The sequence below is a fragment of the Cryobacterium sp. TMB3-10 genome (assembly GCF_004402305.1).
Taxonomy (GTDB): Bacteria; Actinomycetota; Actinomycetes; order Actinomycetales; family Microbacteriaceae; genus Cryobacterium; species Cryobacterium zongtaii.
Genome location: NZ_SOGH01000029.1, coordinates 1 through 23471, shown reverse-complemented (window position 1 = coordinate 23471; position 23471 = coordinate 1). Strand labels below are relative to the sequence as shown.

The window sequence follows — 23471 nt, the reverse complement described above, 5'->3', positions numbered from 1 at the left end:
TCACCGCCATCACCGTCCGGGCAGCATCATCCAACGCCTGGAGCTTCTGACCGAACGCACCGGTATGCGCGCGCTGCACCCCCGGCAGCTCGGCCGGATCCCGCCACTCAGGCCGCGGCTTAGACGGACCCCGACCGGCCCGACCGGGACGGGACGAGCCCGTCGCGGGGCCGGCCGCAGGGCCGGCGGCAGCGGCGGCCTTCGTGTCGGAGGTGCCGCTCAGACTGTCGGCATCCACGGCCGAGAGGGGATCCGGACCGGCCAGACCGGTGTTCCAGTCGTGCAGGTTCGGACCGGTGGGAGTCGTTCCCGTCAGTGCGGTGGAGCCACTATCCAGCTCGTCGTCCATACCCCCATTCTCTCACGAATCGCACCTATATGCGAGGAAATGTCAGCAAGTTTCGGAACGGATATCGAAAACATTTCCGCACTGCAGAGGATGGCTCGCGGGGTCTCGACAGGCTCGACCGACGGGACGGGCACGTTGTCGAGGACGGGTTGCGGGGTCTCGACAGGCGCGCCCGTCGGCGGCGGCGGGGCTAGTTGAACCCGGCGCCGCCCTCGGCGAGGAAGGCGAGCCGGCGCAACGTCTCTTCGTTTCGGATCTTGATGGCCGGTTCACGCAGGAAGGACGGGACGAACCGGGCGGGGCCGGCGGTGGCGTCCTCTGTGATGCGTACGACGCATCCGTCGCCGCGAGCCTTCACATCCAACGCCACGTGGGCCTCACCGAGCGGCCAGCCACGGGCCTTGAACAGCGCGTGCCGGGGTGGATCCCACTCCAGAACCGACGTGGTGTCGTCGATCAGGGCGGGCCAGACGCCTACAGAGTGGTAGATGACGCTTCCTGCGATCGGCCACGCCGGGTCGACGTCCCGCATCCGGGAGGCCCCGACGACCCAGCTCGGGTATAACCAGCCGTCCGCCAGAACGGCGAAGACGCTTTCGGGCGGGCAGTTCATGGTGCGATGGTTAACGGCCACGGTGTCACCTATTCCTGATTGGTCGGGGAGAGATCGGGGGCGGTGCGCACCCCAAGGTCGTGACGAAGAGCGCTGAGGGCGGCGTGCCAGCCGGCCAGGCCGTGCACGCCCGGGCCCGGCGGTGTGGACGACGAGCAGAGGTAGACGCCGTCCAGGGGAGTGCGCCAGGGGTCCGGCGAGAGAACCGGCCGCCGCACGAGTTGGGTCATGCTCACCTCGCCGGCGGAGATGTCGCCGCCGATGTAATTGGGATTGTGCGCTTCCACGCTGGACGCGCTGCGAGCGGCGCTGGCCAGGATGGTGTCGCGGAACCCTGGAGCAAAGCGCTCGATCTGGCGCACGATCGCCTCGGTCTGGTCGATGGCGGAGCCGCGCGGAACATGGGTGTACGCCCAGAGGGTGTGCTGACCGGCCGGGGCGCGACTGGGGTCGAGGCCACTGGGCTGGGACACGAGAACGTAGGGTTCCTCGGCGTGCCGGCCGCGCGCGACGGTGTTCTCGGCTCGCCGGATCTGCGCCCGGGTGCCGCCCACGTGCACGGTGCCCGCCGCCCGCAGTCCGGCCGCCTGCCACGGCACCGGGTCGGACAGCGCGAAGTCGACCTTGGCGACGCCGTTGCCGTATCTGAAGGCGCGCAGCCGCCGCGCGTATGCGGCGGGCAGCTCGCCCTCGGCGAGGCGCAGCAGCGCCCGGGGCGTCAGGTCGAGCATCACCACGCGGGCCGGCGGCAGGTCGCTCAGCCGCCGCACCTCGGTTGACGTGACGATCTCGCCGCCGTGGGCGAGCAGGTCGTCGACCATCGCGGTCACGATCGCGCCACTGCCGCCGACGGGGATCGGCCAGCCGCCCGCGTGTGCATAGGTGGCGAGAGTGAGGCCTGCGCCGGCGGTGGCGATGCTCGGCAGCGCCCTGATCGTGTGCGCACTGACGCCGGTGAGCAGGGCTGGCGCCGTCTCCCCCGCGAAGCGCAGGTCCCAGAGGGGGCTGCCCTGCTCGAGAGCCCGCAGACCGAAGCGCAGCGCGGTTTCCGGATGCCTCGGCAGCCGCAGGAGCTGCGCACCGGTGAACTCCGCCACCCGCTCGGAGTGTGCCACCAGGGGAGCGAACAACCGAATCCAGGCCGCGCCGTCCCGGCCCAGCTCGGCGGCGGTGCGTTCCAGGCTGCGATAGGCCAGCCCGGCGGTGCCGCCCGGCAGCGGATGCCCGTAGGAGACCTCGGGGACGACAAGTTCGATCCGGTCCGCGAGCCCGAACCGCTTGAAGAACTCGGAGGCCAGCGCGAGCGGGTGCACGGCGGAACAGACGTCGTGGTGGAAACCCGGCAGGGTCAGCTCCGCGGTCTCGGCGCCGCCGCCGACGGTCGCGGACCTCTCGTAGACCCGCACCGAGAGGCCGGCCCTGGCCAGCGTGACCGCGGCAGCGAGCCCGTTGGGGCCGGAGCCGACCACAATCGCGTCCACCTCAGGCGCTCCCCGCCGCACGGTGACCATCTAACGGACCGTGGCCTGCGCCCGGCCGGAGCGGATCCTCGTGAAGCGACGCTGGAATCCCCACTGGGTGACCCGCAGCATGGCCTCGATCACGATGGCCTGGCTCATCTTCGACTCGCCGGCCTCCCGCTCGCGGAACTCGATCGGGAGCTCTACGACCGAGCGGCCCTGATCGAGCACCCGCAGGGTCATATCGACCTGGAAGCAGTAGCCCTTCGACGACACGTCCGCGAGATCCATCGCCGCGATCGTCGCCGACGAGTAGACCCTGAAGCCGGCGGTGACGTCCTTGAGCGAGAGACCGAGCACCAGGCGCGCGTAGGTGTTCCCGCCTCGGCTGAGCAGCTGCCGGTGCCGCGGCCAGTTGACCACGCTGCCACCGGGCACCCACCGGGAGCCGACGGCGAGGTCGGGGGCGCCGGGTTCGTCGGAGGCGACCCGGCCGATCATGTCGGGCAGGCGCTCCGGCGGATGTGACCCATCGGCATCCATCTCGATCAAGAACTCGTAGCCTCGCGCCAGTCCCCACATGAAGCCCAGCACGTAGGCGGAGCCCAGGCCGAGCTTGCCGGTGCGGTGTTCGACCTTGATGCGGTCGTCAGCCTCGGCCATCCGGTCGGCCAGGGCGCCGGTGCCGTCCGGGCTGCCGTCGTCGACAATCAGCACGTGTGCAGCGGGCGTGGCCGTCAGCAGGCGAGACACGATCTTTTCCAGGTTCTCGAACTCGTTGTAGGTCGGGATGATCACCAGACTTCCGGCGCCGCGGGCCGCTTCTGAGGTTCGCATGCGGGAGAGCTTAGTTCGCCAGTATGACTTTCTCGTCCGAAGTCCCGGTCAGGGCCAGCCGGACCCGCCCGGACCGGTCAGACGAACGCGGCCAGACCGGTGATGCTGCGGCCGACGATGAGGGTGTTCATCTCCTGGGTGCCTTCATAGGAGTAGATCGCCTCGGCGTCGGCGAAGAACCTGGCGATGTCGTAGTCCAGCACGATGCCGTTGCCGCCGAACAGTTCACGGCACCACGACACGGTCTCCCGCATCCGCGACGTCGTGTACGACTTCGCCAGGGCAGAGTGCTCGTCGCGCTGGGTGCCGTCGTCGAGCATCTGGGAGACCCGCACCACCATGCCCAGGCTGGCCGTGATGTTGCCCAGGCTCTTCACGAGCAGGTCCTGCACAAGCTGGTGGCCGCCGATCGGCTTGCCGAACTGTACCCGTTCCACGGCGTACGCCGCCGCGGCCTCGTAGGCGCCGATCGCCAGTCCCACGGCCGCCCAAGACACCTCGGCGCGGGTGAAGCGCAGCACCTTGGCGGTGTCGCGGAACGAGTTCGCGTTCTGCAGCCTGTTGTGCTCTGGCACCAGAACGTTCTCCAGCGTGATGTCGGCGTTCTGCACCGAACGCAGGCTGATCTTGCCCTCGATCTTGGTTGCCGTGTACCCGGCGGTGTCCGTGGGCACGATGAAACCCTTGACGGCGCCGTCCGCGGTGTCCTTGGCCCACACGATGGTGATGTCGGAGAAGGTCGCATTGCCGATCCAACGCTTCTGCCCGTTGAGCACCCAGGTGTCACCGTCCAGGGTCGCGGTCGTCCGCAGCCCCTGCGCGGAGTCGGAGCCGCTCAACGGCTCGGTGAGGGCGAAAGCGCCGACGACGTCACCCGTGGCCAGGCGCGGCAGCCAGAGGGCCCGCTGCGCCGCCGACCCGCAGGCGGCGATCGATCCGGCGACGAGACCGTTCTGCACGCCGACGAAGGTGGCAACGGATGCGTCCACCCGGGCCAGCTCGAGCGCCACGAAGCCACGGAACACCGCGGAGTTCGGGAACGGCCGGGTCTCCTCCCAGCCGAACGAGTACGCGCCGAGGGCGCCGAGCGGCCTGATGATCTCGGACGGGAACTCGGCCCGCTCCCAGCATCCGTTCACGACGGGCCGCACATCCGCCTCGAGATACGAGCGGATGCGCGCGAGCGCGGCCTTCTCGTTCTCCGCGAGGAGGTTCTCGTACCCGAAGAAATCACTGCTGAGCGGTTCGAAAGTCATCTGGCTCCCTTGCACTAGATGCCGGCCGCGCGAGCGCGTTGACCGGGACGTTCAGCCTAGAACTCTGCGCCGGGCGAAGGAAAGCGGTTGGTAGTTTGGTCTAAACCTCGAGGTTCAGGAGCCAAGCATGTTTGTGGGCATCAGCAACACACCGCGCGATTACGCCTGGGGCTCGCCGACAGCGATCGCCGACCTGCTGGGCCGGCCCGCATCCGGCGGCCCCGAAGCCGAGCTCTGGCTCGGCGCCCACCCCGGTTGCCCATCGGTGATCGCCGACCCCACCCTCACCGGGGGAGCGGCCAACCTCGCCGAGTGGATCGACCAGGACCCGGCAGCCGCGCTCGGTTCCGCGCACGCCGGGCAGGCGCGCCTGCCCTTCCTGATGAAGATCCTCGCCGCCCACGGCCCGCTCTCGCTGCAGGCGCACCCGTCACCGGCCCGCGCCGCGGCCGGCTTCGCCCTCGAGAACGCGGCCGGCATCCCGATCGACGCGGCCGACCGCAACTACCGGGACCCCTTCCACAAGCCGGAGATCATCTTCGCGCTCAGCGACACCTTCCAGGCCCTGTGCGGCTTCCGCGACCCGCGTCAGATCCGCTCGATCCTCGCCGAATTGCGCGCGTTGGACGCCACCATGGACGATCCCCAGCCCGCGGCCCTGCTCGGCCTGGAAAACCGTCTGATCGGCGACGACGCAATCCACGACGTCGTGGACTGGCTGCTGCGCGACGGTCGCGGCGGCGACACCGGCGAGGTGTCCTGGCTGGTCGAGCGGGTCGTGGCCCTCGCCGAGCAGGCCGCGTTCCTGATCGACGGCGGCGCGAGGGTGAGTTTCGCCGCCGAGTTCGACACCGTGCGCTCGCTCTCGGCCGCGTACCCGGGCGACCCCGGCATCGTCATCTCCCTGCTCACCAACCTGGTGTCGCTGAAACGCGGCGAGGTGCTCTTCCTGCCCGCCGGCAACATCCACGCCTACCTGTCCGGCCTCGGCGTCGAGGTGATGGCCGCGTCGGACAACGTGCTGCGGGGCGGCCTCAGCCCCAAGCACATCGACGTCGACGAGCTCCTCGACGTTCTCGACTTCGCGCCCCTGCCGGTGCCCTACCTGGCACCGGAGCCGCAGGCTGACGGCGTCGCCGTATACAGGCCCGACGTGCCCGACTTCGAGTTGGCGCACATCTCTGTGCCGGCGGATGCGTCCGCCACAGCATCCGGCCCGGCCGGCGTGCCGATGCGGCAGCTGACGCTCACCGGACCCGGCATCGCGATCTGCACGGCCGGCCGGTTCCTGGTCGCCGGTGCGGGCTCGTCGATCTCGCTGGCCAGGGGAGAGTCGGTCTACATCACGCCGGACGAGGGAACGCTCACCTTCGCGGGTTCCGGCGAAGTCTTCCTGGCCACCACGCCGTAGTCCGGCCCGCCCGGAACCATGCCGGCGTAGTCTGGCGCGGTCCGGCGCCGGCCGAAGGTGCGGCGATACGCCGTCGGTGTGGTCTGAAGACTGCGCACGAAGTGGTGCCGCATCACACTCGCGGCCCCGAATCCGGTCTGCGCCGCGATGAGGTCGAGGGTCTCGTCGGTCTCCTCGAGCAGTTGCTGGGCCAGGATCAGGCGCTGCCGGTTCAGCCAGGCCGTCGGTGTGGTGCCCAGCTCGGCCCGGAACCGGCGCGCGAAGGTGCGCGGCGACATCAGCGCGCGCCTGGCGAGCTGGTCGACGGTGAGGTCCTGGTCGAGGCTCTGCAACATCCAGTCGGTGATCGTGGCGAAGGAATCGCTGCGCTGTTCGGGGATCGGCGCCTGGATGAACTGGGACTGACCGCCGTCACGCTGCGGCGGCACCACCATGCGCCGGGCGATCACGTTCGCAGCTGCGGCGCCGAGTTCCCGGCGCACGACGTGCAGTGCCGCATCGATGCCGGCGGCGGTCCCCGCGCCGGTGACCACGTGATTGTCGTCCACGAAGAGCACATCGGGGTCGACGGTGGTGTTCGGGTAGGCCAGGGCGAGGGCCTCGGCGTACATCCAATGAGTGGTGCTGCGGCGCCCGTCCAGGATGCCGGCGGCGCCGAGGATGAACGCGCCGCTGCACACGCTGAGCACCCAGGCGCCCCTCTGCTCGGCCTCACGCACGACGCGGAGAACGTCGGGGTGGATCTCGCTGCCGGCCTCGTAGGCAGGGATCGCGATGAGGTCGGCGTCCGCCGCCGCGGTGAGGTCGTCGCGCACCACGATGTCGAAGCCGATCTTGGTGCGCAGGGCGCCCGGCACCGCCGTGACGACGTGGAAATCGAAGGCCGGGCCGCCGTGTTCCGACCTGTCGATACCGAATACCTCGCAGATCACCCCGAACTCGAAGGGGGCCATGCCGGGGATGGCGACGCAGACAATCTTCTTCAGCATGAGGTCCTCGGAGACGATGGCAGGAATGTGCGGGTACACGGCAACTCTGCCACTCGTGGCAGAAAGTCGCAAGACCTACCGTTAGTGCCATGATCCTGTTTCTGAGTGTACTGCTGGCCCTGTCCATCTGGGCCGTGGCGGCGAGCATCGTCACCATGCGCTCCGACGGGTACGGCGAGGCCGAACTGGCACGCCGTAACCGGCATCCCGAACCGTTCCCGCGCGGGCGATAGTGTGGTCTGAAGCGGCAGCACACGGTTGCCCGGAGAGCGCAGGGGCACCACATGGCTTGGCTTGTAACCGGAGGGGCCGGCTATATCGGCTCCCACGTCGTCCGCGCGTTCCTCGCCGAGGGCATCGAGGTCGTCGTCCTGGACGACCTGTCCAGCGGGCACGCTGACTTTGTGCCGGCCGGAGTTCCTTTCATCAAGGGAACCCTGCTCGACACCGAGCTGCTGGCGAAGACCTTCGCCGAGCACCCGATCAGTGGCGTCGTGCACGTCGCCGGATTCAAGTACGCCGGTGTATCGGTGTCCCGCCCGCTGCACACCTACGAGCAGAACGTGACGGCGACCGCCCTGCTGCTCGCGGCCATGCAGGAGGCCGGCGTCGGCCGCATCGTCTTCTCCTCGAGCGCCGCCGTCTACGGCACCCCGTTCACCGACCTCGTCACCGAAGAGACCGCGAAGAGCCCCGAGTCGCCGTACGGTGAGTCCAAGCTGATCGGTGAGTGGCTCCTGCGCGATCAGGCCGTCGCCGCGGGACTGGCGCACACCTCGCTGCGGTATTTCAACGTGGTCGGCTCCGGCAGCGCTGACCTGCGCGACACGAGCCCGCACAACCTCTTCCCGATGGTCTTCGAGGCCCTGATCGACGGTCGCACCCCGCGCATCAACGGCAACGATTACCAGACCGCCGACGGCACCTGCGTGCGCGACTACATCCACGTCGCCGACCTCGCGATCTCGCACGTCGCCGCAGCCCGGCGGCTGGACGCCGGCCTGACGATCGCCCCGGTCTACAACCTCGGCAGTGGCGAGGGCGTTTCGGTGGGCGAGATCATGAGCACGGTCGCGGCCGTGACCGGAATCCCGTTCAGCCCGGAGATCGGCCCGCGTCGGTCCGGAGACCCCGACCGCATCGTCGCGTCGGGCGAGATGGCCGCGCGCGACCTGGACTGGCAGATGCGACACACCCTCGAAGACATGGTGCGCAGCGCCTGGGAATCCCGGCAGGCATCCACCGTCTGATCAACGACACGATTCGGGCATAGTGGGCGAGTCTGAACTCTCCAGCCCGCATTGAGGGTTTACGATCCGCGACTTGACGGATGTGAACTACACCGGTGTAATTAGTTCTAGCGCGAAAACGTGCGTGAGCTGATGGGTGGAGGCGATATGACGTTGTCTGAATATCGTTCTGGGGTACCTGAAGACTGGTTCGTCGATCCCGTACGCCTCGGCGTGCCCGGCGTTCGCAAGGATCCGACGATTGTGGAGGGCGCGGACGACAATCCGCTCGCCTGGCAGTCGGACTCCCTGTGCGCCCAGACCGACCCGGAGGCCTTCTTCCCGGAAAAAGGCGGCTCCACCAGGGACGCCAAGAAGATCTGTGCGTCCTGCGAGGTACGCCCCCAGTGCCTGCAGTACGCCCTTGCCAACGACGAACGCTTCGGAATCTGGGGCGGACTGTCCGAACGTGAGCGACGCAAACTCCGTAAGCGGGCGGGCTGAGCCCGATCCGCGGAGCGAGGCCGGACGGCCGGATTCAGGGCGCGCCTGACCGGTTCAGCGATCTTCACCGATAACCGACCTAGGCTGTTCCCGATATGCAAGCCAGAGTCACCGCCATCATCGTCGCCCGTAACGGCGCCTCGCACCTCGAGCGAACTCTCGAGGCCCTCCGCCGCCAGACCCGGCAGCCCGACACGGTCATAGCGGTTGACTGCGGTTCCAGCGACACCACCTCGGAACTGTTGGCTGCGTTCGGGCCCACCCATCTCATCTCAGCGGATTCCGACCTGTCGTTCGGTGCCGCCATCAGCGCCGCCACCCGGGTGATGAGTCCTCCAGCCGGCGACCACGAGCTGCTCTGGCTCCTCGCGCAGGACAGCGCTCCGGAGCCCGGAGCCCTGGAGAGCCTCATCGGTGCACTGGAGGTCGCGCCGTCAGTGGCGGTGGCCGGGCCCAAGGTCATGGAGTGGGTCGCCGACGACTACATCCACGACTTCGGCGAGTCGATGACGCCGTACGGCGCCACCGTGACGCTGGTCGAGAGTGAACTCGACCAGGAGCAGCACGACGGCATGAGTGATGTTCTGGCCGTCAGCGCCGGCGGCATGCTCGTGCGCCACAGCGTCTGGGACAAACTCGGCGGCTTCGACCCCGCGCTTCCCATCGTCGACGACTCCCTCGACTTCTGCGTGCGCGTACGCCTCGCGGGCCACCGCGTCTCCGTGGTCGCCGCCGCCAGGGTCAGCTCGGCCGGGGACGGCGTTGCCGGCCCCGACGGTTCCTCCCGCGGCCGGGCCAGTCGTCGCCGGGCGCGCGCCGAACGGTCCGCTCAGCTGCACCGACGGCTGGTCTACGCCCCGGCCTGGGCGCTGCCGGTGCACTGGATCTCCCTGATCCCGCTCGCCTTCCTCCGCGCCATCGGAAACCTCCTGCGCAAGGAACCGGGGTCGATCCTCGGTGAATTCGCCGCAGCCTTCGCCGCGGCCTTCCAGGGCGGCAGGGTGCTCACCGCTCGGCGGCGGCTCGCCGCCACCCGCACACTCGCCTGGTCGTCGATCTCCTCCTTGCGCGTGTCGGCCGCCGAAGTGCGCCGTCGGCACGCCCTCACCAGGGAAGCTGCCCTCACCGGACTCCGCGGAGACCGCCCGGAAATCCGGTTCTTCGCCGGCGGCGGGGCCTGGACCCTGCTCGCCGCCGCCATGGTCGGCGTCGCCATCCTGGCACCGCTGATCGGAGCTCAGTCGCTCACCGGCGGTGGCCTGCTCCCGCTCTCGTCTACTGTCGGCGACCTCTGGGCCAACGTCGGCTACGGCTGGCGGGACATCGGCCTGGGCTTCACGGGGGCGGCTGACCCGTTCGCGGTGGTGCTCGCCGTCCTCGGCACCATCACCTTCTGGTCACCGTCCTTCGCGATGGTCCTCGTGTACCTGTTGGCCCTCCCGCTGGCCGCCGTCGGCGCCTGGATGGCCGCGACCCGAGTGACCCACCGGGGTTCGATCCGCGCCGTGGCCGCCGTGCTGTGGGCGCTCTCGCCTACCTTCCTCACCGCTCTCGCGGCCGGCCGGCCTGCCGCCATCATCGTGCACCTGCTGCTGCCGTGGCTGTTTTTCGCCGGTTTCGCCGCCGCGCGGTCCTGGTCGGCATCCGGATCGGCCGCTCTGCTGTTCGCCGCGATCGTCGCCTGCGCGCCGTCCCTCGCTCCGGCGCTGCTGGTGGGCTGGCTGATCTGCGTGCTCGTCAGCGGCCGCAGCGTGATGCGATTCGTGGGGATCCCCCTGCCGGCGCTCGCGCTGGCCATCCCCCTGCTGTGGGACCAGGCGCTGCGCGGCAACTGGTTGGCGTTGCTGGCCGATCCCGGTGTTCCGGTGCCCACGGCACCCGTGCCCACCTGGCAGTTCATCCTCGGCTTCCCGGCCGGCGATTTCGGTGGCTGGACCCAGCTGCTGCCGCTCTGGGGCGGCGACGCTGCCGTGGCCGGCTACCTGGTTCCCTTGCTGTTGATCCCCATGGCCGTCCTGGCCCTGATGGCGTTGCTCCTGCCCGGCGCCCGCGGCGCAGCGCTCGCGCTGGTCACCGCCCTGCTCGGGCTGGGCACGGCCATTCTCGCCGGTTCTTTGTCGGTGGCGGAGCTCGGCTCCCAGGCGGTGGGCATCTGGCCCGGCGCCGGACTCAGCCTGTACTGGCTTGGTCTCGTCGGAGCGGTGGTCTTCGCCGCCCGCGGCCTGCACCGCATGGCCATCGCACCGCTCGTGGTCACGGCCCTGGCCCTGGCCGTGGTTTCCCTGCCGCTGGCCGGGGCGATCCCGCTCGGCACCTCGGCCGTCGACGAGGGCATCGGTCGCACGCAGCCCGCTTTTGTCACCGCCGAGGCCGCTGTCGAGCCCAGGGTCGGCACCCTGCAGATCGTGCCGCAGCCCGATGGCGGCATCCTCGCCACCATCGTCCGGGGCTCCGGCGTGCGCCTGGACGCCCAGTCCACCCTGAACAGCACAGCCGGCACTCTCACCGACGAACAGACCGAGCTGGCCACTCTGGCGGGCAACCTCGCCTCACAGAGCGGACTGGACGCCTCGGCCGACCTGGCGAAGTTCGGCATTCGTTTTGTCCTGCTGCTGCCGGCCGCCGTCGAGCCCGCCGAGTGGGGTGACGACATCGGCATCACGCAGGCGGCCAGCGACACGACCACCCGCACCACGACCTCCCTCGACGGCAACGCCGCCCTGGCACCCGTCGGTGATACCGCTTTCGGCCGGCTGTGGCGTTCTGACGTGCCGACCGACGCCGCCGTCAACGGGCAGGTCCCCGCTGATGCCGGCGGAATCTTCGGGCTGGTGACCGGCCTGATCGCCGTGTGCGTGATCGGCGCGACGGTGCTCCTGTCGGTGCCGACCGGGGCCGGTAGAGAGGCCGTCCGGCAGGCGCACCGCGAAGCGATCCGACGCGCATCCCGCCTGAGCAAACCGGCCAAGCCCACCCGGGTGGCGCGTCCGTCGCGGCCCGCGCGGCCCCGGCGCATGAAACGTCCGGCAGGCCGGCGCGCCAAGGGCGTCCTCCCCAGCATCGAGGACTCGGCCTCGCCGACACCGACGGAAGCTCCGGCCGAGCCGGCCGAGGCCACTGACCTACCGTCGGCGGACACCAGCAGCCCGAAGGATTCAGACCATGGCAACTAAGCGCAGAGTCGCCGTCCTCGGCGCCAGGTATGCCGCGGGCCTGATCGGCATCGGAGTCGTCGTCGTCGCCGTCGGTGGTGCCGCGATCGTGCCCTGGCCCTCCCTCGTGAGCGACCCGCCGTCGACCCTGGTGACGCCGGTCGCGAGCGACCAGTTGCGGGTCTGCCCCGGCCCCCTCCTCACCCTCGCCGAAGACTCCACCCAGGCGGATGCCGCGACCTCCGTCGGCCCGTTCACGGCCGTGTACGCGGCGCGCGGCACAGGCTCCGGCGCCGAAGAGGTCCCCGTAGAGCGCACCGACCTCACCGCAACAGACAACTCGCAGGCACCACGCGACGGCGCCCCGAGCGTGCTGACCGTGCCGGTAGAGGCCGGCGCCACCGACGCCCCACTTGTCGCCGGTTCCCAATCGCAGACCGCGACGGGCGAGTCCGTCGGCGGGCTGGCGGCGGCCGCCTGCACCGAAGCGTCCAGCGACTCCTGGCTGGTGAGCGGGTCGACCGACGTCGGCCGCACCAGCCTCGTGCTGCTGAGCAATCCCACCACCGTCGTGGCGTCCGTCGACCTCGCCGTCTACGGCGAAGCCGGCCCGGTGGATGCCCCCGGCTCCACCGGCATCCTCGTGCAGCCCGGTAGCCAGCGGATCGTGTCCCTCGCCGGGCTCGCGCCCAACCTGCGGTCCCCGGTCGTGCACGTCACGGCCACCGGTGGGCAGGTCGCCGCGGCCCTGCAGCAGAGCCTGGTCAGGGGCATCCAGCCCGGCGGGGTCGATCTCAGCGGGCCGACGACCACACCGTCCACGACCCAGACCATCCCTGGCGTCGCCGTCACCGCCTTGGGCGCAGAAGCCTCTGCCGATGTCGGTGCCGTGTCCGACGACACCCCGTCGGTGCGCGTGCTGGTTCCCGGCGACACTGACGCAACCGTCAGCGTCGGTGTGCAAAGCGAGGACGGCGCGTCGACAGGGACCTCCCTCGAGGTCGAAATTCAGGCCGGCATCGCCACCGAGATCCCGTTGAGCGGAGTCGTCGCCGGCAATTACACGGTCAAGCTGAACGCCGACCAGCCGCTGGTCGCCGCGGCCGTCACCACGACGGCCGGAAGCGCCGCCGCCGACTTCGCCTGGTCCGCCGCGGCCGCGCCCCAGGACGGCGACTTCCTGGTCAGTGTCGCCGACGGTCCGTCGCCGGCCCTGCACCTGGCCAACACCTCAGGTGCGGACACCGACCTGACCATCACCTCCGAAACCGGGTCGGTCATCGACGTGAGCGTGGCCGCTGGCCAATCCGTCGTGGTGGCACTGGCCGGATCCCAAAGCCACGTGGTTACCGGCGGAACGGGCATCGCGGCGTCGGTCCGGTACACCGGTGACGGCCAGTCCGCGTCGTTCACTCTCAGCCCGATCGGGCCGCTGGCCGCCGCCATCCCGGTTTACTCGCACTGACCCCGTCCTCCAAGGAGCCCGCCGTGACCCAGACCAGCAACGCACCGGGCGCTAGACGCCCGAGCGGCCGCCACCTCCTCGTCACCGGCGGCGCCGGCTTCATCGGCGGGGCAATCGTCGATGAAGCCCTCACGCGTGGCTGGCGGGTGCGGGTACTCGACTCCCTCCGCCGTGACGTGCACGGCGGACTGCCCGCGGTCGATCCCCGAGTGGAGTTCGTGGTCGGTGACGTCACAGACACTGCGGTCGTCGCGCACGCGTTGCGCGGCATCGACGTGGTCTGCCATCAGGCTGCCAAGGTGGGTCTCGGCGTCGACTTCTCCGATGCGCCCGACTACGTGCACAGCAACGAACTCGGTACCGCGGTGCTGCTGGCGGGGATGGCCGCGGCGGGGATCGACAGGCTGGTCCTGGCCTCCTCGATGGTCGTCTACGGCGAGGGCAGCTACCGCAGCGCCAACGGGGTGGCCCGGCCGGGCCCGCGCCGCGCCGCGGACCTCGACGCCGGCCTCTTCGATCCGACCGACGCCGCCACCGGGGAACCGCTGGAACCCGCGCTGGTGGCTGAAGACGACCCCCTGGACCCCCGCAACGTCTACGCGAGCAGCAAGCTCGGCCAGGAATACCTCGCAACGGCCTGGAGTCGCAGCACCACCGGCCGCGCAGCAGCGCTTCGGTACCACAACGTCTACGGCCCGGGGATGCCGCAGAACACGCCGTACGCCGGGGTTGCGTCCCTGTTCAGGTCCGCCCTGCAACGCGGCGAGGCCCCCACGGTTTTCGAGGACGGCCGCCAACGCCGCGACTTCGTGCACGTGCGCGACATCGCCTCGGCCAACCTCGCCGCGATCGACTGGAGCGGCACCGCCCCGGCCGGAACCTTCCGCCCGTTCAACGTCGGCAGCGGCACCGTGCACACCATCGGTGACATGGCCGAGGCCCTGAGCACGGCCGCCGACGGGCCGGCCCCCGTCGTCACCGGTGAATACCGTCTCGGCGACGTGCGGCACATCACGGCGTCGTCAGAGCGGATGCGCACCGAACTCGGCTGGACGCCGTCGGTGAGCTTCGACGAGGGGATGCGCGAATTCGCCACGGCCCCGCTGCGGGCGGCCGTGGTCTGACTCCTGCGGCCGGGCGCCCGCGTCCGGGATCACACCCCGGCAGGCCCGGGGTGCGGGGGAAGCAGCACGTCGAACCGGCATCCGCCCGGCGTGTTCTGCACGGTGACCTCGCCGTGGTGTGCCGCCACGATACCGTCCACGATGGCCAGGCCGAGTCCCGCGCGGCCCTGGCTCGCCGACTCGGCCTCAGGTGTGCGCGGTTCGGTGCCCCGCCAACCGGGCTCGAACACCCGCTCGAGGTCCGCAGGGTCGATGCCGCCGGCCGAATCCTGCACCGAGATGACGGCGCGCCCGTCGGTGTGTTCGGTGACCGACACCACGATGGTGCCGCCGGGCGCCGACTGTTGCACCGCGTTCATCACCAGGTTGCCGACGGCCCTGGCCAGCTCGCGCGGGTCGGCCAGGATCGTCAGGCCCATGGCGCCCTCGAAGCGCAGGTCAAGCGATTTTGCCCGCGCGACGGGACTGAGGTCGGCCACGGTGTCGCTGATCAGGTCGTAGAGCGCAACCCGCGCCAGGTTCAGCCGGAGGGTGCCCGACGTGATCCTGGACAGCTCGAAGAGGTCATCGACCATGCCGTTCAACCGGTCCACCTGGCCGCGGATCTGAACGTAGTAGCGGATGGGATCCTCGACCATGTCATCCTCCAGGGCCTCGGCCATCGCCCGGATGCCGGCCAACGGCGTGCGCAGGTCGTGGGATATCCACGCGACCAGCTCCCGACGGGCCGACTCGATCTTGCCCTCACGGTCCCTGGATTCCCGCAACCGTTCCCCGGTCGCGGTCAACTGCTCGGCCAGAGCCGCGAATTCGGTATTGCTGTGCCGCTCCGCGGACGTGACGGGCTCGCCCCGGCCCAGGCTCGCCGCCGCCAGAGTGAGGTGCCGGCTGTCCCGCGCGATCCACCGTCCCAACAGACCCGCCATCAGCAACGAGACGCTCCCCGCCACCCCGGCGACGAAGTAGAACACCGTCAGGTCGTGATCTGACACGTACATCAGCGACGCGGCCGCGGCCATCCCGCTGACCACCGACACGATCGTGGCCAGGGCCACCACCACCAGCTGCAACACGAGCGAGTATCTGGCGAGCAGGCGCAGGCTGATCAGGCCAAGGGTGCCCACGATGAGAGCGCAGGCCAGTGCGATGACGAGCACACTCACCAGCCCGGGAACCGTCATCGGAGGACTCCCGGGTCCAGATCGCCGGCCCGGCCGGCGGCCAAGGGCTCGGGGTCGAACCTGTAGCCGACCCCCCACACTGTTTTCAAAAGCTGGGGACGGGTCGGGTCGGCCTCGATCTTCTCCCGCAACCGGCGCACGTGCACCGTCACGGTGGACAGGTCGCCGAAGTCCCAGCCCCAAACCGACTTGAGCAGCTCCTCCCGGCTCAGCGCCCGGTGCGGACGACCGATCAGATGCGCGAGCAAATCGAACTCCCTGGCCGTGAGCACCAGCGCGGCACCGTGCATCCGCACCTCGTGCGCCGCCAGGTCCAACGTGAACGGTCCCGCCTCGACGGTCCCGCCGCGGGCCGGTTCGGCGACAGTGCGGCGCAACACAGACTGCACGCGCAGCACGAGTTCGCGGGGTGAGAAAGGCTTGGCGAGGTAGTCGTCGGCGCCGGCCTCCAGCCCTTCGATCCGGTCCTCCTCTTGGTTGAGCGCGGTCAGCATGATCACGGGAATCGCCCAAGTGGTCTTGATGCGGCGGCAGACCTCGATGCCGTCCAGCAGGGGCAGCATTCGGTCCAGCACCACGAGGTCGGGGCGCTGGGCCTCGGCCTGGCGGAGGCCGAGGCGCCCGTCCGGTGCCCGATCCGCAACGAATCCTGCCGCCACCAGGTAGCGGCAGACGATTTCGGAGACCGTCGGGTCGTCATCGATGACCAGAATGCGGCGTTGAGTGTCGGGGGGCCCGGTCGTCGGCGAGGGGTTCACCCTTGAAGGATAGGCGCTCCGGCTCCGCGGCGGCTCTGCCACAGATATTTCCCCAGTCCGTAACGTTTGCTGCGGAGTGTCGGCACGCCCCCCGACCTAGGGTCGAGGGGTGAGCGAAAACCTGGTCGATGTCGTGATGCCGTGCCTGAACGAGGCGGGGGCGCTGCCCTGGCTGCTGGCCCGGCTGCCGGAGGGGTACCGGGCGATCGTTGTCGACAACGGCTCGACGGATGACTCGGCGCGCATCGCCGAGGCGGCCGGGGCCCTGGTCGTGACCGAGGCCCGTCGGGGGTTCGGTGCGGCCGCGCACGCCGGGCTGTTGCGGGCGACCGCTCCCATCGTGGCGTTCTGCGACGCCGACGCGTCGATGGATCCACGCGACCTGCCGCTCGTGGTTGACCCGGTGCGAGCCGGCGAAGCCGATCTGGTGCTCGGCCGGCGCCGTCCGACGACAGCCGGATCGTGGCCCGTGCACGCCCGGATAGCCAATTCCACTCTTTCTTGGCGACTGCGCCGAACAACAGGTGTGAACATTTACGACTTGGGCCCGATGCGGGCCGCCCGGAGAGACGACCTGCTGTCCCTCGACCTTCAGGACCGGCGCAGCGGCTACCCGCTGGAGGTCTTCCTCAAGGCCGCCGCACGAGGTTGGCGCATCCGCGAGGTCGATACCCCGTACGCTCCCAGGGTCGGCCGCAGCAAGGTCACCGGCACAGTGCGCGGCACCCTCACGGCGATCACCGATATGTCGCGGCTCCTGAAGGAGGCCAGACGATGACCACCCTGATCGTCATAGCCAAGGAATGCCTGCCCGGCAAGGTGAAGACCCGGCTGCACCCGCCGCTCAGCCTCGAGCAGGCCGCGGAGCTGGCCTCCGCCAGTCTCAACGACACCCTCGCCGCTGTCGCCGCGCTGCCCGCCACACGTCGGGTGCTTGCGTTCGACGGTGCGGTGGCGCCCGCCGCCGCCGCCGGCTACGACATCCTGCCCCAGGTGGCCGGTGGCCTCGACGAACGCCTCGGCGCGATATTCGACGGCTGCACCGGACCTGCCGTGCTGATCGGCATGGACACCCCCCAGGTGACCGCCGACGTGCTCGCCCCGCTGTTCGAGGACTGGCCCGACGACGTCGACGCCTGGTTCGGCCCCGCCGCCGACGGTGGATTCTGGGCCCTCGGCCTGCGTCACCCCGACGGCGACCTGATCCGCGGCGTGCCGATGTCCCAGAGTGACACCGGCATGCACCAGCTCGCCCGGCTCCGAGCCGCGGGGCTTCGGGTGCGCCTGTTGCCGACCCTCACCGACGTGGATCACATCGAGGACGCCCACGTGGTGGCCGCTCTCGCCCCGCACAGCCGGTTCGCGCTTGCACTGGCCGGCTTCGGCGCACTCCAGCTGAGCGAGGTGACCCGATGACGCTCCTCGCCGGCCGCGCCGGTCTCGAGGCGGACCCCACGTTCGGCTCCGGCGGCACCGAACCATACGCTGCCGCACTGCGCGACGAATCCGCGGTGCTGTACCTGCGCAACACCGCGGCGCAGGCCCCGGCGGCGGCTCCGATGGATGCCGGCCGCTGGAGCGCGGGCGCCGACGCCACCGACCTCGACGTGCTGACCGGCGCCGCCGGGCCGGTGCTCGATATCGGCTGCGGCCCGGGCCGGATGGTTCGGGCGGCCATGGACCTGGGCTTGTCGGCCCTCGGTGTTGACGTATCCCCGACCGCGGTGCGCATTGCCACGGAGGCGGGCCTCACGGTGCTCAACAGTTCGGTCTTCGCCCCGATGCCGCTCGAGGGCGGCTGGGGCACGGCCTTGCTCCTGGACGGGAACATCGGCATCGGCGGCGACGCCGGGGCGCTGCTGGCCCGGTGCGCCGAACTTCTCGCCGCAGACGGCGCGCTCGTGGTCGAGGTCAGCCAGGATCCCGATCGCGACCATGCCTTCGAGGGCACCCTCGAAGACGCCCAGGGCCGCAGCAGTGGCGTGTTCCCGTGGGCCGAGATCGGTATCGTGCCGCTCCGGGCGCGCGCCGAAGAGGCGGGGTTCCGGGTGGATCAGGACTGGATCCGCGACGGCCGCTGGTTCGCCCGCCTGGTGCGCACGTAGAGCCATACGGAGATCAGGGCGCTGGCCACGGCGAGCGTGAGCCAGAACAGGCCCAGGTTCCGCGCGTAGTCCAACGGCAGGATGGTGGGGTTCTTGGGCCCCAGGCCTTGCGCGGCAATGGCCGGCAGCACGATGAGCGTCATCAGTGACCCGAGCACGATGGCGGCCTGAACGGTCACGATGATGGCGCCGGCCAGCCGGTGCCCGGCGCGCCGGGTGAGGACTCCGAGCCCGAAGACCAGAGGCGAGATCACGGCGTCGTGCAGCACGATGGCCGCGCCGATCCAGAGAGCGACTCCCGGCAGCCGCCGCAGAGCGACGGTGTCGACCATCAGGTACCCGCCGAAGGCGAGTCCGAGCGCGCCGACGACGACGAGAACCACTCGCGCCGCCCGCATCCGGCTCGATGGCAGGGCCGGGGATGATGTTGTCATCATGCGTCGATCGCCTCGATCCGGCTGAGCCACTTGGTCTGAAGAACGCCGGGCCGGCCCGGCGCGATCATGCGCGCCGGATAGCCGTGCTCGAGGTCGAGGATCTCGCCGTTCAACTCGAGGGCGACCAGGGTGAGCGGGTCACGCACGTACTCGCTGCCCATTTCGGTCTGTTTGAAGCCGCCGCGCTGCTCCAGGCTGATCAGCCTGAGGTCGGACTCGGGGGAGCCGCCGGCAGCGTCGACGAGGTCACGCAGGCGCACACCCCGCCAGGCGGCCATCTGGCTCCACCCCTCCACGCAGGCGATGGGCAGGTCGACATCGGTCTGCGGGAGTGCGGCCAGGTCGGCCCGACTGAACGAACGTTCGGTGTCGCCGACCGCCAGGGTCAGTACCCAGTCGGCCGACAGGGCCGCCGTGGCCACCTTGGCCTGCGCCGAAGTGCGGTTGACGGGCACGCCCTGCTGGCCGACGCCCTTCTTGCGCGGTCCGAACACGTTGACGGCGTCCAGCGGCGCGAAGGTCTGGCCGGCCGTGAGCCCGACGACGGCCGCGACGGCCAGCGCCACGGTGGCCAGGAACCCGCGGCGGCTGGTGCGGGCGGGGAGCTCCGGGGTGCTGTCGATGTAGGCGAGCACCCGTCCGGTGAGGCCGCGAGTGCGAGACAACCCCTCGTCATCGGCTGACGTTGCCTCGACGGTGTCGACGGGGTGGCGTTCTTCGGGTCCGGGAGCCGGTTCGGCTCGCCAGTGCGCCGCGATCAGCGGCAGTTTCACGCCGATGTGCACCAGAAGCGAGCCGACGATCACGAAGGCCAGCGCGAAGTGCACCTGCTTGAACGGGAACGGGAACGGGTACCACTGGTACGTGTTGAGCAGGCCGATCGTGATCTCCACCAGTGAGGCGCCCACGAAGAGCGCGATCGATGCCCGCTCGAGGAAGTTGGCGAACGAGGTGACCGGCGGGTACTGGAACAGTTGCGGGAAAACCACATAGAGCTTGGCCAGCAGCAGCGGGAAGCAGGCGATCCCGGCGATGATGTGGGTGCCCTGGCTGACCTGATAGAGGCCGACAGGTCGGGTGGGGAAGGTCATCCACGGCAGTGGCTGCTGCAGGAAATGGCTGTACAGGCCGGTGCCGAAGCAGAGCAGGAAGGCCAGTCCGAGGAGGCGGCCGATGACGGTGGCCATCCGCGGGTTTCGCACCGGAGAGGCGAGCTGGGCCCTAGCCTCGTACATCAATCGGCGCATAGTCCATTCCACCACCTCATCGACGCCGGGAGCCTCGGTAATCCTTACGGTTCAATGACGCCGCCACCAGCCCGTCGGGGCGCCCGTCGACGGGTGCGGGAGGATGGCAGGGTGCGTATTGCCATTGTCTCGGTCCTCTTGGCCGCCAGCGCTGCCCTCACGGCGGGTATCGTGCTGGCTTTCGACCTGTTCAGGCCGCACCGGGACACCGTGCCTCTGCTGCTGGGCACCGTTGTGCTCTGGCTGTTTTTCGCCGCGGCCTTGGTGGTCCTGCGGAGGGTGCGGGGCCGGGCCGTCGTGGTGCTCGTGCTCGCCGGATCCGTGTTGATCGGTGGGGCCGCGATGGTCGGCCCGCCGAACACCAGCACCGACTCCGCGCGCTACGCGTGGGACGGCATCGTGCAAAACGCCGGCATCTCGCCGTACGCCTATGTGCCCGCCGACGACAGACTCGACGAGCTGCGGCCGGACTGGCTGTTCCCGGCGCCGGTGTCCGGCGCCGGCGGGCCGGACTGCGTGGGCGAACGAATAGAGACCGTGGACCGGGGTGCCGGCCTGCCGCTCTGCTCGGCGCTGAACCGGACGACGGTGCCCACCATCTATCCGCCGGCCGCCGAAATCTATTTCGCCGCCGTTCGGGCCGTCGTTGGGGCGGACGCGGGCTATTGGCCGCTGCAGCTGACCGGTCTGCTGCTGAGCGTCGGCATCACCGGGATGCTGCTGGTCGGCATGCGCCGCCGCGGCATCGACCAGCGCTATGCGGCGGTGTGGGCCTGGTGCCCCCTGGTCGCGACCGAGGGCGTCACCAATTCGCACGTGGATCTGCTGGGGGTGGCCTTCGTCGTCGCCGCCGCGTTCTGGGTCAGCAGCGCGAAGTATGTCCGCGGCGGCATCCTCCTCGGGATGGCCATCGGGGTCAAGCTGATCCCGGCCATCGCCGCGCCTGCCATGCTCAAACGACAGGGCTGGAAGGTCGTCGTCGCGGCGATCGTGACCTTCGCGCTTCTGTATCTGCCGTATGTGCTGGCCACCGGCATCGGCGTGCTCGGTTACCTGCCCGGCTACCTCACCGAGGAGGGCTACGAGGACGGGTCCAGATTCGCGTTGGTCTCCCTGATCGCGCCGGGCGGATCGGCCATCGTCGTCGCGGCGATCCTGCTGGCCGGTCTGGCCGCGTTGACCATCTGGAAGACCGACCCCGAGCGTCCCTGGCTCGGCCAGCTCGTGATGATCGGCGGCACCCTTCTGGTGCTCAGCCCCCGGTACCCCTGGTACGCGCTGCTGCTGTTGCCGTTCATCGCGCTCAGCGGTCGGTGGGAGTGGTTGGCGATTCCGCTCGCCCTGACCGTGCGTCTGCTGGTGCCCACGCTCACGGTCAGCAGGGTCTCGCTGGGCATCGCGCTGGTGCTGATCGTGGTCGTGTCGGTGCGACGCGCCGGTCCGGGCGCGCTCGACCGGTGGCGGGGCGCGCTGACCCGCATCCCCGCCGCGCTCAGGAACGGTCAGCGCACGTAGCGCAGAACGTTGACGCCGGTCAGGCCCCATTCCTCGTCGAGGGCATAGCCGAGCGTGCCGAGCTTGGCGGTGACGCTCGGGCGCCAGTCCTGCTTGTCGCTCGTCACCAACCAGACCGCGTCGACGCCGTCGAACCGGTCGGTCACGGCATCCAGCGGGTACCGGGTCTCCCACAGCCCGCCGGTCTGGGCGGCCGGGGTTTTCAGCTTCACGTCGATCAGCCCCTCGAACGCATCCGGATACGAATACGCGATCACCCGGGTTGTCGCCGCCGGATGCTGGCGCACCGGCCCGTAGATGATGGCGGCAGTGTCGTCGGGACGCGCGGCCCGCTCTGTGCTGATGAGGTCGGCGACCTCGCTCCAGGACGAATTCTGCTTGGCCTCCGGCTGTCGCTGTGCGACGAACTGCGGAGCGGCCAGACCGGCCAATGCGACGAGGGCGGTGACGATCAGCCAGCGGCGCCGCAGCAGGTCAAGCGCCACCCCGATCAGGATGGCCACCGCCGGCGCGCTGAACGTGAGGTAGCGAGGGGAGTACAGCGGCGTCGCCATCGCCGACGCGACGATGACCCCGAGTGTGGGCACGACCAGCCACGGTACCGCGATCGCCAGTAGCGACGGATTTCGGGACTGCTCCCGCGACAGCGCGAAACCGGTGGCCCTGGTCCGGCGGGCCGCGACGACCAGGGCGACGACGCCGACAACCATCAGGGCGCAACCCGCCACCGCGAACGGCCGGTTCAGGTAGAACCACTGGGTGACGAAGACGCCGTTCCAACTGCCCCAGCTGATCGGGGCGATCCAGCTCACCTGGCCGGACTGCCCTACCACGGCCAGGGCAAACGGCACCAAGAGCGCCCCGGCGGCGAGCGAGGCGACGATCCAGCCGAACAGCGATGCGCGGGCGGCCCGGTTCCGCCGCCGGCCGGCCCACACCGTCCACAGCGCGGTCAGCCCGTGGGCGCCGACCAGGAAGGCGAGGTAGATGAAGGTGACGGTGGAGACAACGGCGACCGCGCCGTAGAGCGTCCACCAGAGCACGCGGATGCGCCGCGGCGCCGGCCCGCGGCGCCACGCGGCGAGGAAGATCAGGGTCAGCGCCACCGCGAGTGCGGCGGTCAGCGCATACGACCGGCCCTCGGCGCCCATCCATGTCACCCTGGGCAGCAGGCAGAAGGCGACGCCGGCGAGTATCGCGGCGCGACGGCCGGCCCGAGAGCGAACCAGAATGACCGTCAGCGCGGCAGCGACCCCGACGCAGACGGCGCTCGGCAGGCGCAGCGCGAACGGCGAGTAGCCCACGAGGTCGAGCCAGAGGTGCATTCCGGCGTAGTACAGACCGTGCACGGCATCGATGCTCACCAGCATCCGGCCCAGCTCCGGCCAGCTACGCATGGTGGCGGAAACCGTCGCCGCCTCGTCGAACCAGAGAGAGGGCTGCCACGACCAGGCCAGCGTCAGCAGGGTGCCGAACAGCCCGACGAGCAGAGCGTCACGCCCCGACGAGCGGACCGGGATGCGCATGGTACGAATCGGTGCGCGGCGAAGTGTTGTGGTGGGGGCGGTCATGGTCGAGCGTTCTCCCATTCGTACCCAGTCATGTCGGTCGGCGGCCGATGCGACCCCCTGTCGAGGGTAGGCGACTTTTCCCGGGAATCTACCCGGAGGCACATATCGTCGTGTAGCCCCTCAGAGCCCCGTTCACGGGTACGGCCCGCTTTCGCGGTCTGGGCACGGGGTGCGGGGTGCTTGTGGCGCGAAAAAACGGCCGAGCTGGTGCTCGGCCGTTTTTCGTGTGGTGCGGGGGTGTTACTTGGTGTTGACGGTGATGGTGGCG

Annotated in this window: 22 protein-coding genes; 11 read left to right on the top strand and 11 right to left on the bottom strand. The window is 70.0% G+C overall.

All coding sequences use genetic code 11. The features are described from left to right. From E3T22_RS15440 to E3T22_RS15420, 5 genes are all read right to left on the bottom strand, one after another. On the bottom strand, positions 1-349 hold a 349-nt coding region (locus tag E3T22_RS15440; RefSeq protein ID WP_198417808.1), incomplete at its 3' end, for a hypothetical protein. Positions 350-539: 190 nt separating this feature from the next. After that, a complete protein-coding gene (locus E3T22_RS15435; RefSeq protein WP_241983704.1) occupies positions 540-983 on the bottom strand; it encodes an SRPBCC family protein in 444 nt (147 codons plus the stop codon). Positions 984-991: 8 nt separating this feature from the next. Next, positions 992-2473 carry an NAD(P)/FAD-dependent oxidoreductase gene (locus E3T22_RS15430; protein ID WP_134408692.1) on the bottom strand — a complete coding sequence of 494 codons (1482 nt, stop codon included), beginning with the start codon at positions 2471-2473 and terminating at the stop codon, positions 992-994. Continuing rightward, positions 2474-3259 carry a polyprenol monophosphomannose synthase gene (locus E3T22_RS15425; protein ID WP_088455292.1) on the bottom strand — a complete coding sequence of 262 codons (786 nt, stop codon included), beginning with the start codon at positions 3257-3259 and terminating at the stop codon, positions 2474-2476. Positions 3260-3336: 77 nt separating this feature from the next. After that, on the bottom strand, positions 3337-4515 hold the full coding sequence (locus E3T22_RS15420; RefSeq protein ID WP_088455293.1) for an acyl-CoA dehydrogenase family protein: 1179 nt from the start codon (positions 4513-4515) through the stop codon (positions 3337-3339). A gap of 127 nt (positions 4516-4642) precedes the next feature. Here E3T22_RS15420 and manA point away from each other — a divergent pair, with 127 nt between their 5' ends. Beyond that, complete coding sequence (gene manA / locus E3T22_RS15415) at positions 4643-5926, top strand: mannose-6-phosphate isomerase, class I (RefSeq protein ID WP_134480437.1); 1284 nt, start codon at positions 4643-4645, stop codon at positions 5924-5926. Here manA and E3T22_RS15410 read toward each other — a convergent pair. After that, positions 5854-6915 (bottom strand): GlxA family transcriptional regulator, encoded by a 1062-nt coding sequence (locus tag E3T22_RS15410; protein ID WP_088455295.1) that lies wholly within the window; start codon positions 6913-6915, stop codon positions 5854-5856. The two genes, manA and E3T22_RS15410, sit on opposite strands and share 73 nt — an antisense overlap. 89 nt (positions 6916-7004) lie before the next feature. On the opposite strand from E3T22_RS15410, the gene E3T22_RS19100 reads away from it, so the two are divergent. The 6 genes from E3T22_RS19100 (at position 7005) to E3T22_RS15385 (ending at position 14389) form a co-directional block, all read left to right on the top strand. Further along, a complete protein-coding gene (locus E3T22_RS19100) occupies positions 7005-7148 on the top strand; it encodes a hypothetical protein (protein WP_165787882.1) in 144 nt (47 codons plus the stop codon). Positions 7149-7199: 51 nt separating this feature from the next. Beyond that, positions 7200-8165: a UDP-glucose 4-epimerase GalE gene (galE, locus tag E3T22_RS15405; RefSeq protein ID WP_088455296.1), complete on the top strand. Its 966-nt coding sequence runs from the start codon at positions 7200-7202 to the stop codon at positions 8163-8165. A 147-nt stretch (positions 8166-8312) separates the two neighbouring features. After that, positions 8313-8648: a WhiB family transcriptional regulator gene (locus E3T22_RS15400; protein ID WP_088455297.1), complete on the top strand. Its 336-nt coding sequence runs from the start codon at positions 8313-8315 to the stop codon at positions 8646-8648. A 95-nt stretch (positions 8649-8743) separates the two neighbouring features. Then, positions 8744-11821, top strand: a complete 3078-nt coding sequence (locus tag E3T22_RS15395; RefSeq protein WP_134480438.1) for a glycosyltransferase family 2 protein — start codon at positions 8744-8746, stop codon at positions 11819-11821. After that, the gene (locus E3T22_RS15390; RefSeq protein ID WP_088455299.1) at positions 11811-13265 is read left to right on the top strand and encodes a DUF5719 family protein; all 1455 of its coding nucleotides are present in this window, start codon (positions 11811-11813) and stop codon (positions 13263-13265) included. Before E3T22_RS15395 ends, E3T22_RS15390 begins: the two co-directional genes overlap by 11 nt. 23 nt (positions 13266-13288) lie before the next feature. Continuing rightward, positions 13289-14389 carry an NAD(P)-dependent oxidoreductase gene (locus E3T22_RS15385; RefSeq protein ID WP_134408696.1) on the top strand — a complete coding sequence of 367 codons (1101 nt, stop codon included), beginning with the start codon at positions 13289-13291 and terminating at the stop codon, positions 14387-14389. 29 nt (positions 14390-14418) lie between these two features. Here E3T22_RS15385 and E3T22_RS15380 read toward each other — a convergent pair whose 3' ends face one another. Together E3T22_RS15380 and E3T22_RS15375 are read right to left on the bottom strand one after the other, a co-directional pair. Continuing rightward, positions 14419-15570: a cell wall metabolism sensor histidine kinase WalK gene (locus tag E3T22_RS15380; RefSeq protein ID WP_134408697.1), complete on the bottom strand. Its 1152-nt coding sequence runs from the start codon at positions 15568-15570 to the stop codon at positions 14419-14421. Then, a complete protein-coding gene (locus E3T22_RS15375; protein WP_198414976.1) occupies positions 15567-16328 on the bottom strand; it encodes a response regulator transcription factor in 762 nt (253 codons plus the stop codon). The genes E3T22_RS15380 and E3T22_RS15375 overlap by 4 nt, the downstream gene beginning before the upstream one ends. Positions 16329-16437: 109 nt before the next feature. On the opposite strand from E3T22_RS15375, the gene E3T22_RS15370 reads away from it, so the two are divergent. Genes E3T22_RS15370 through E3T22_RS15360 form a run of 3 tightly spaced genes read left to right on the top strand, consistent with a single transcriptional unit; the run spans position 16438 to position 18433 of the window. Beyond that, positions 16438-17106, top strand: a complete 669-nt coding sequence (locus E3T22_RS15370) for a glycosyltransferase family 2 protein (protein WP_198414974.1) — start codon at positions 16438-16440, stop codon at positions 17104-17106. Further along, positions 17103-17744: a DUF2064 domain-containing protein gene (locus tag E3T22_RS15365; protein ID WP_088455302.1), complete on the top strand. Its 642-nt coding sequence runs from the start codon at positions 17103-17105 to the stop codon at positions 17742-17744. Before E3T22_RS15370 ends, E3T22_RS15365 begins: the two co-directional genes overlap by 4 nt. Then, positions 17741-18433 (top strand): bifunctional 2-polyprenyl-6-hydroxyphenol methylase/3-demethylubiquinol 3-O-methyltransferase UbiG, encoded by a 693-nt coding sequence (locus E3T22_RS15360; protein ID WP_088455303.1) that lies wholly within the window; start codon positions 17741-17743, stop codon positions 18431-18433. The genes E3T22_RS15365 and E3T22_RS15360 overlap by 4 nt, the downstream gene beginning before the upstream one ends. On the opposite strand, the gene E3T22_RS15355 is transcribed toward E3T22_RS15360, so the two are convergent. Beyond that, a complete protein-coding gene (locus E3T22_RS15355; protein ID WP_133160298.1) occupies positions 18382-18870 on the bottom strand; it encodes a hypothetical protein in 489 nt (162 codons plus the stop codon). The two genes, E3T22_RS15360 and E3T22_RS15355, sit on opposite strands and share 52 nt — an antisense overlap. Beyond that, entirely contained in the window at positions 18867-20117 is a 1251-nt protein-coding gene (locus tag E3T22_RS15350; RefSeq protein ID WP_088455305.1) for a molybdopterin-dependent oxidoreductase, read from the bottom strand. The genes E3T22_RS15355 and E3T22_RS15350 overlap by 4 nt, the downstream gene beginning before the upstream one ends. A 111-nt stretch (positions 20118-20228) precedes the next feature. Here E3T22_RS15350 and E3T22_RS15345 point away from each other — a divergent pair, with 111 nt between their 5' ends. Then, positions 20229-21632, top strand: coding sequence for a glycosyltransferase family 87 protein (locus E3T22_RS15345; RefSeq protein ID WP_134498829.1), 1404 nt, complete (start codon positions 20229-20231; stop codon positions 21630-21632). On the opposite strand, the gene E3T22_RS15340 is transcribed toward E3T22_RS15345, so the two are convergent. Beyond that, positions 21620-23203 (bottom strand): glycosyltransferase family 39 protein, encoded by a 1584-nt coding sequence (locus E3T22_RS15340; RefSeq protein WP_166789304.1) that lies wholly within the window; start codon positions 23201-23203, stop codon positions 21620-21622. The two genes, E3T22_RS15345 and E3T22_RS15340, sit on opposite strands and share 13 nt — an antisense overlap. Positions 23204-23471 lie beyond the last annotated feature (268 nt).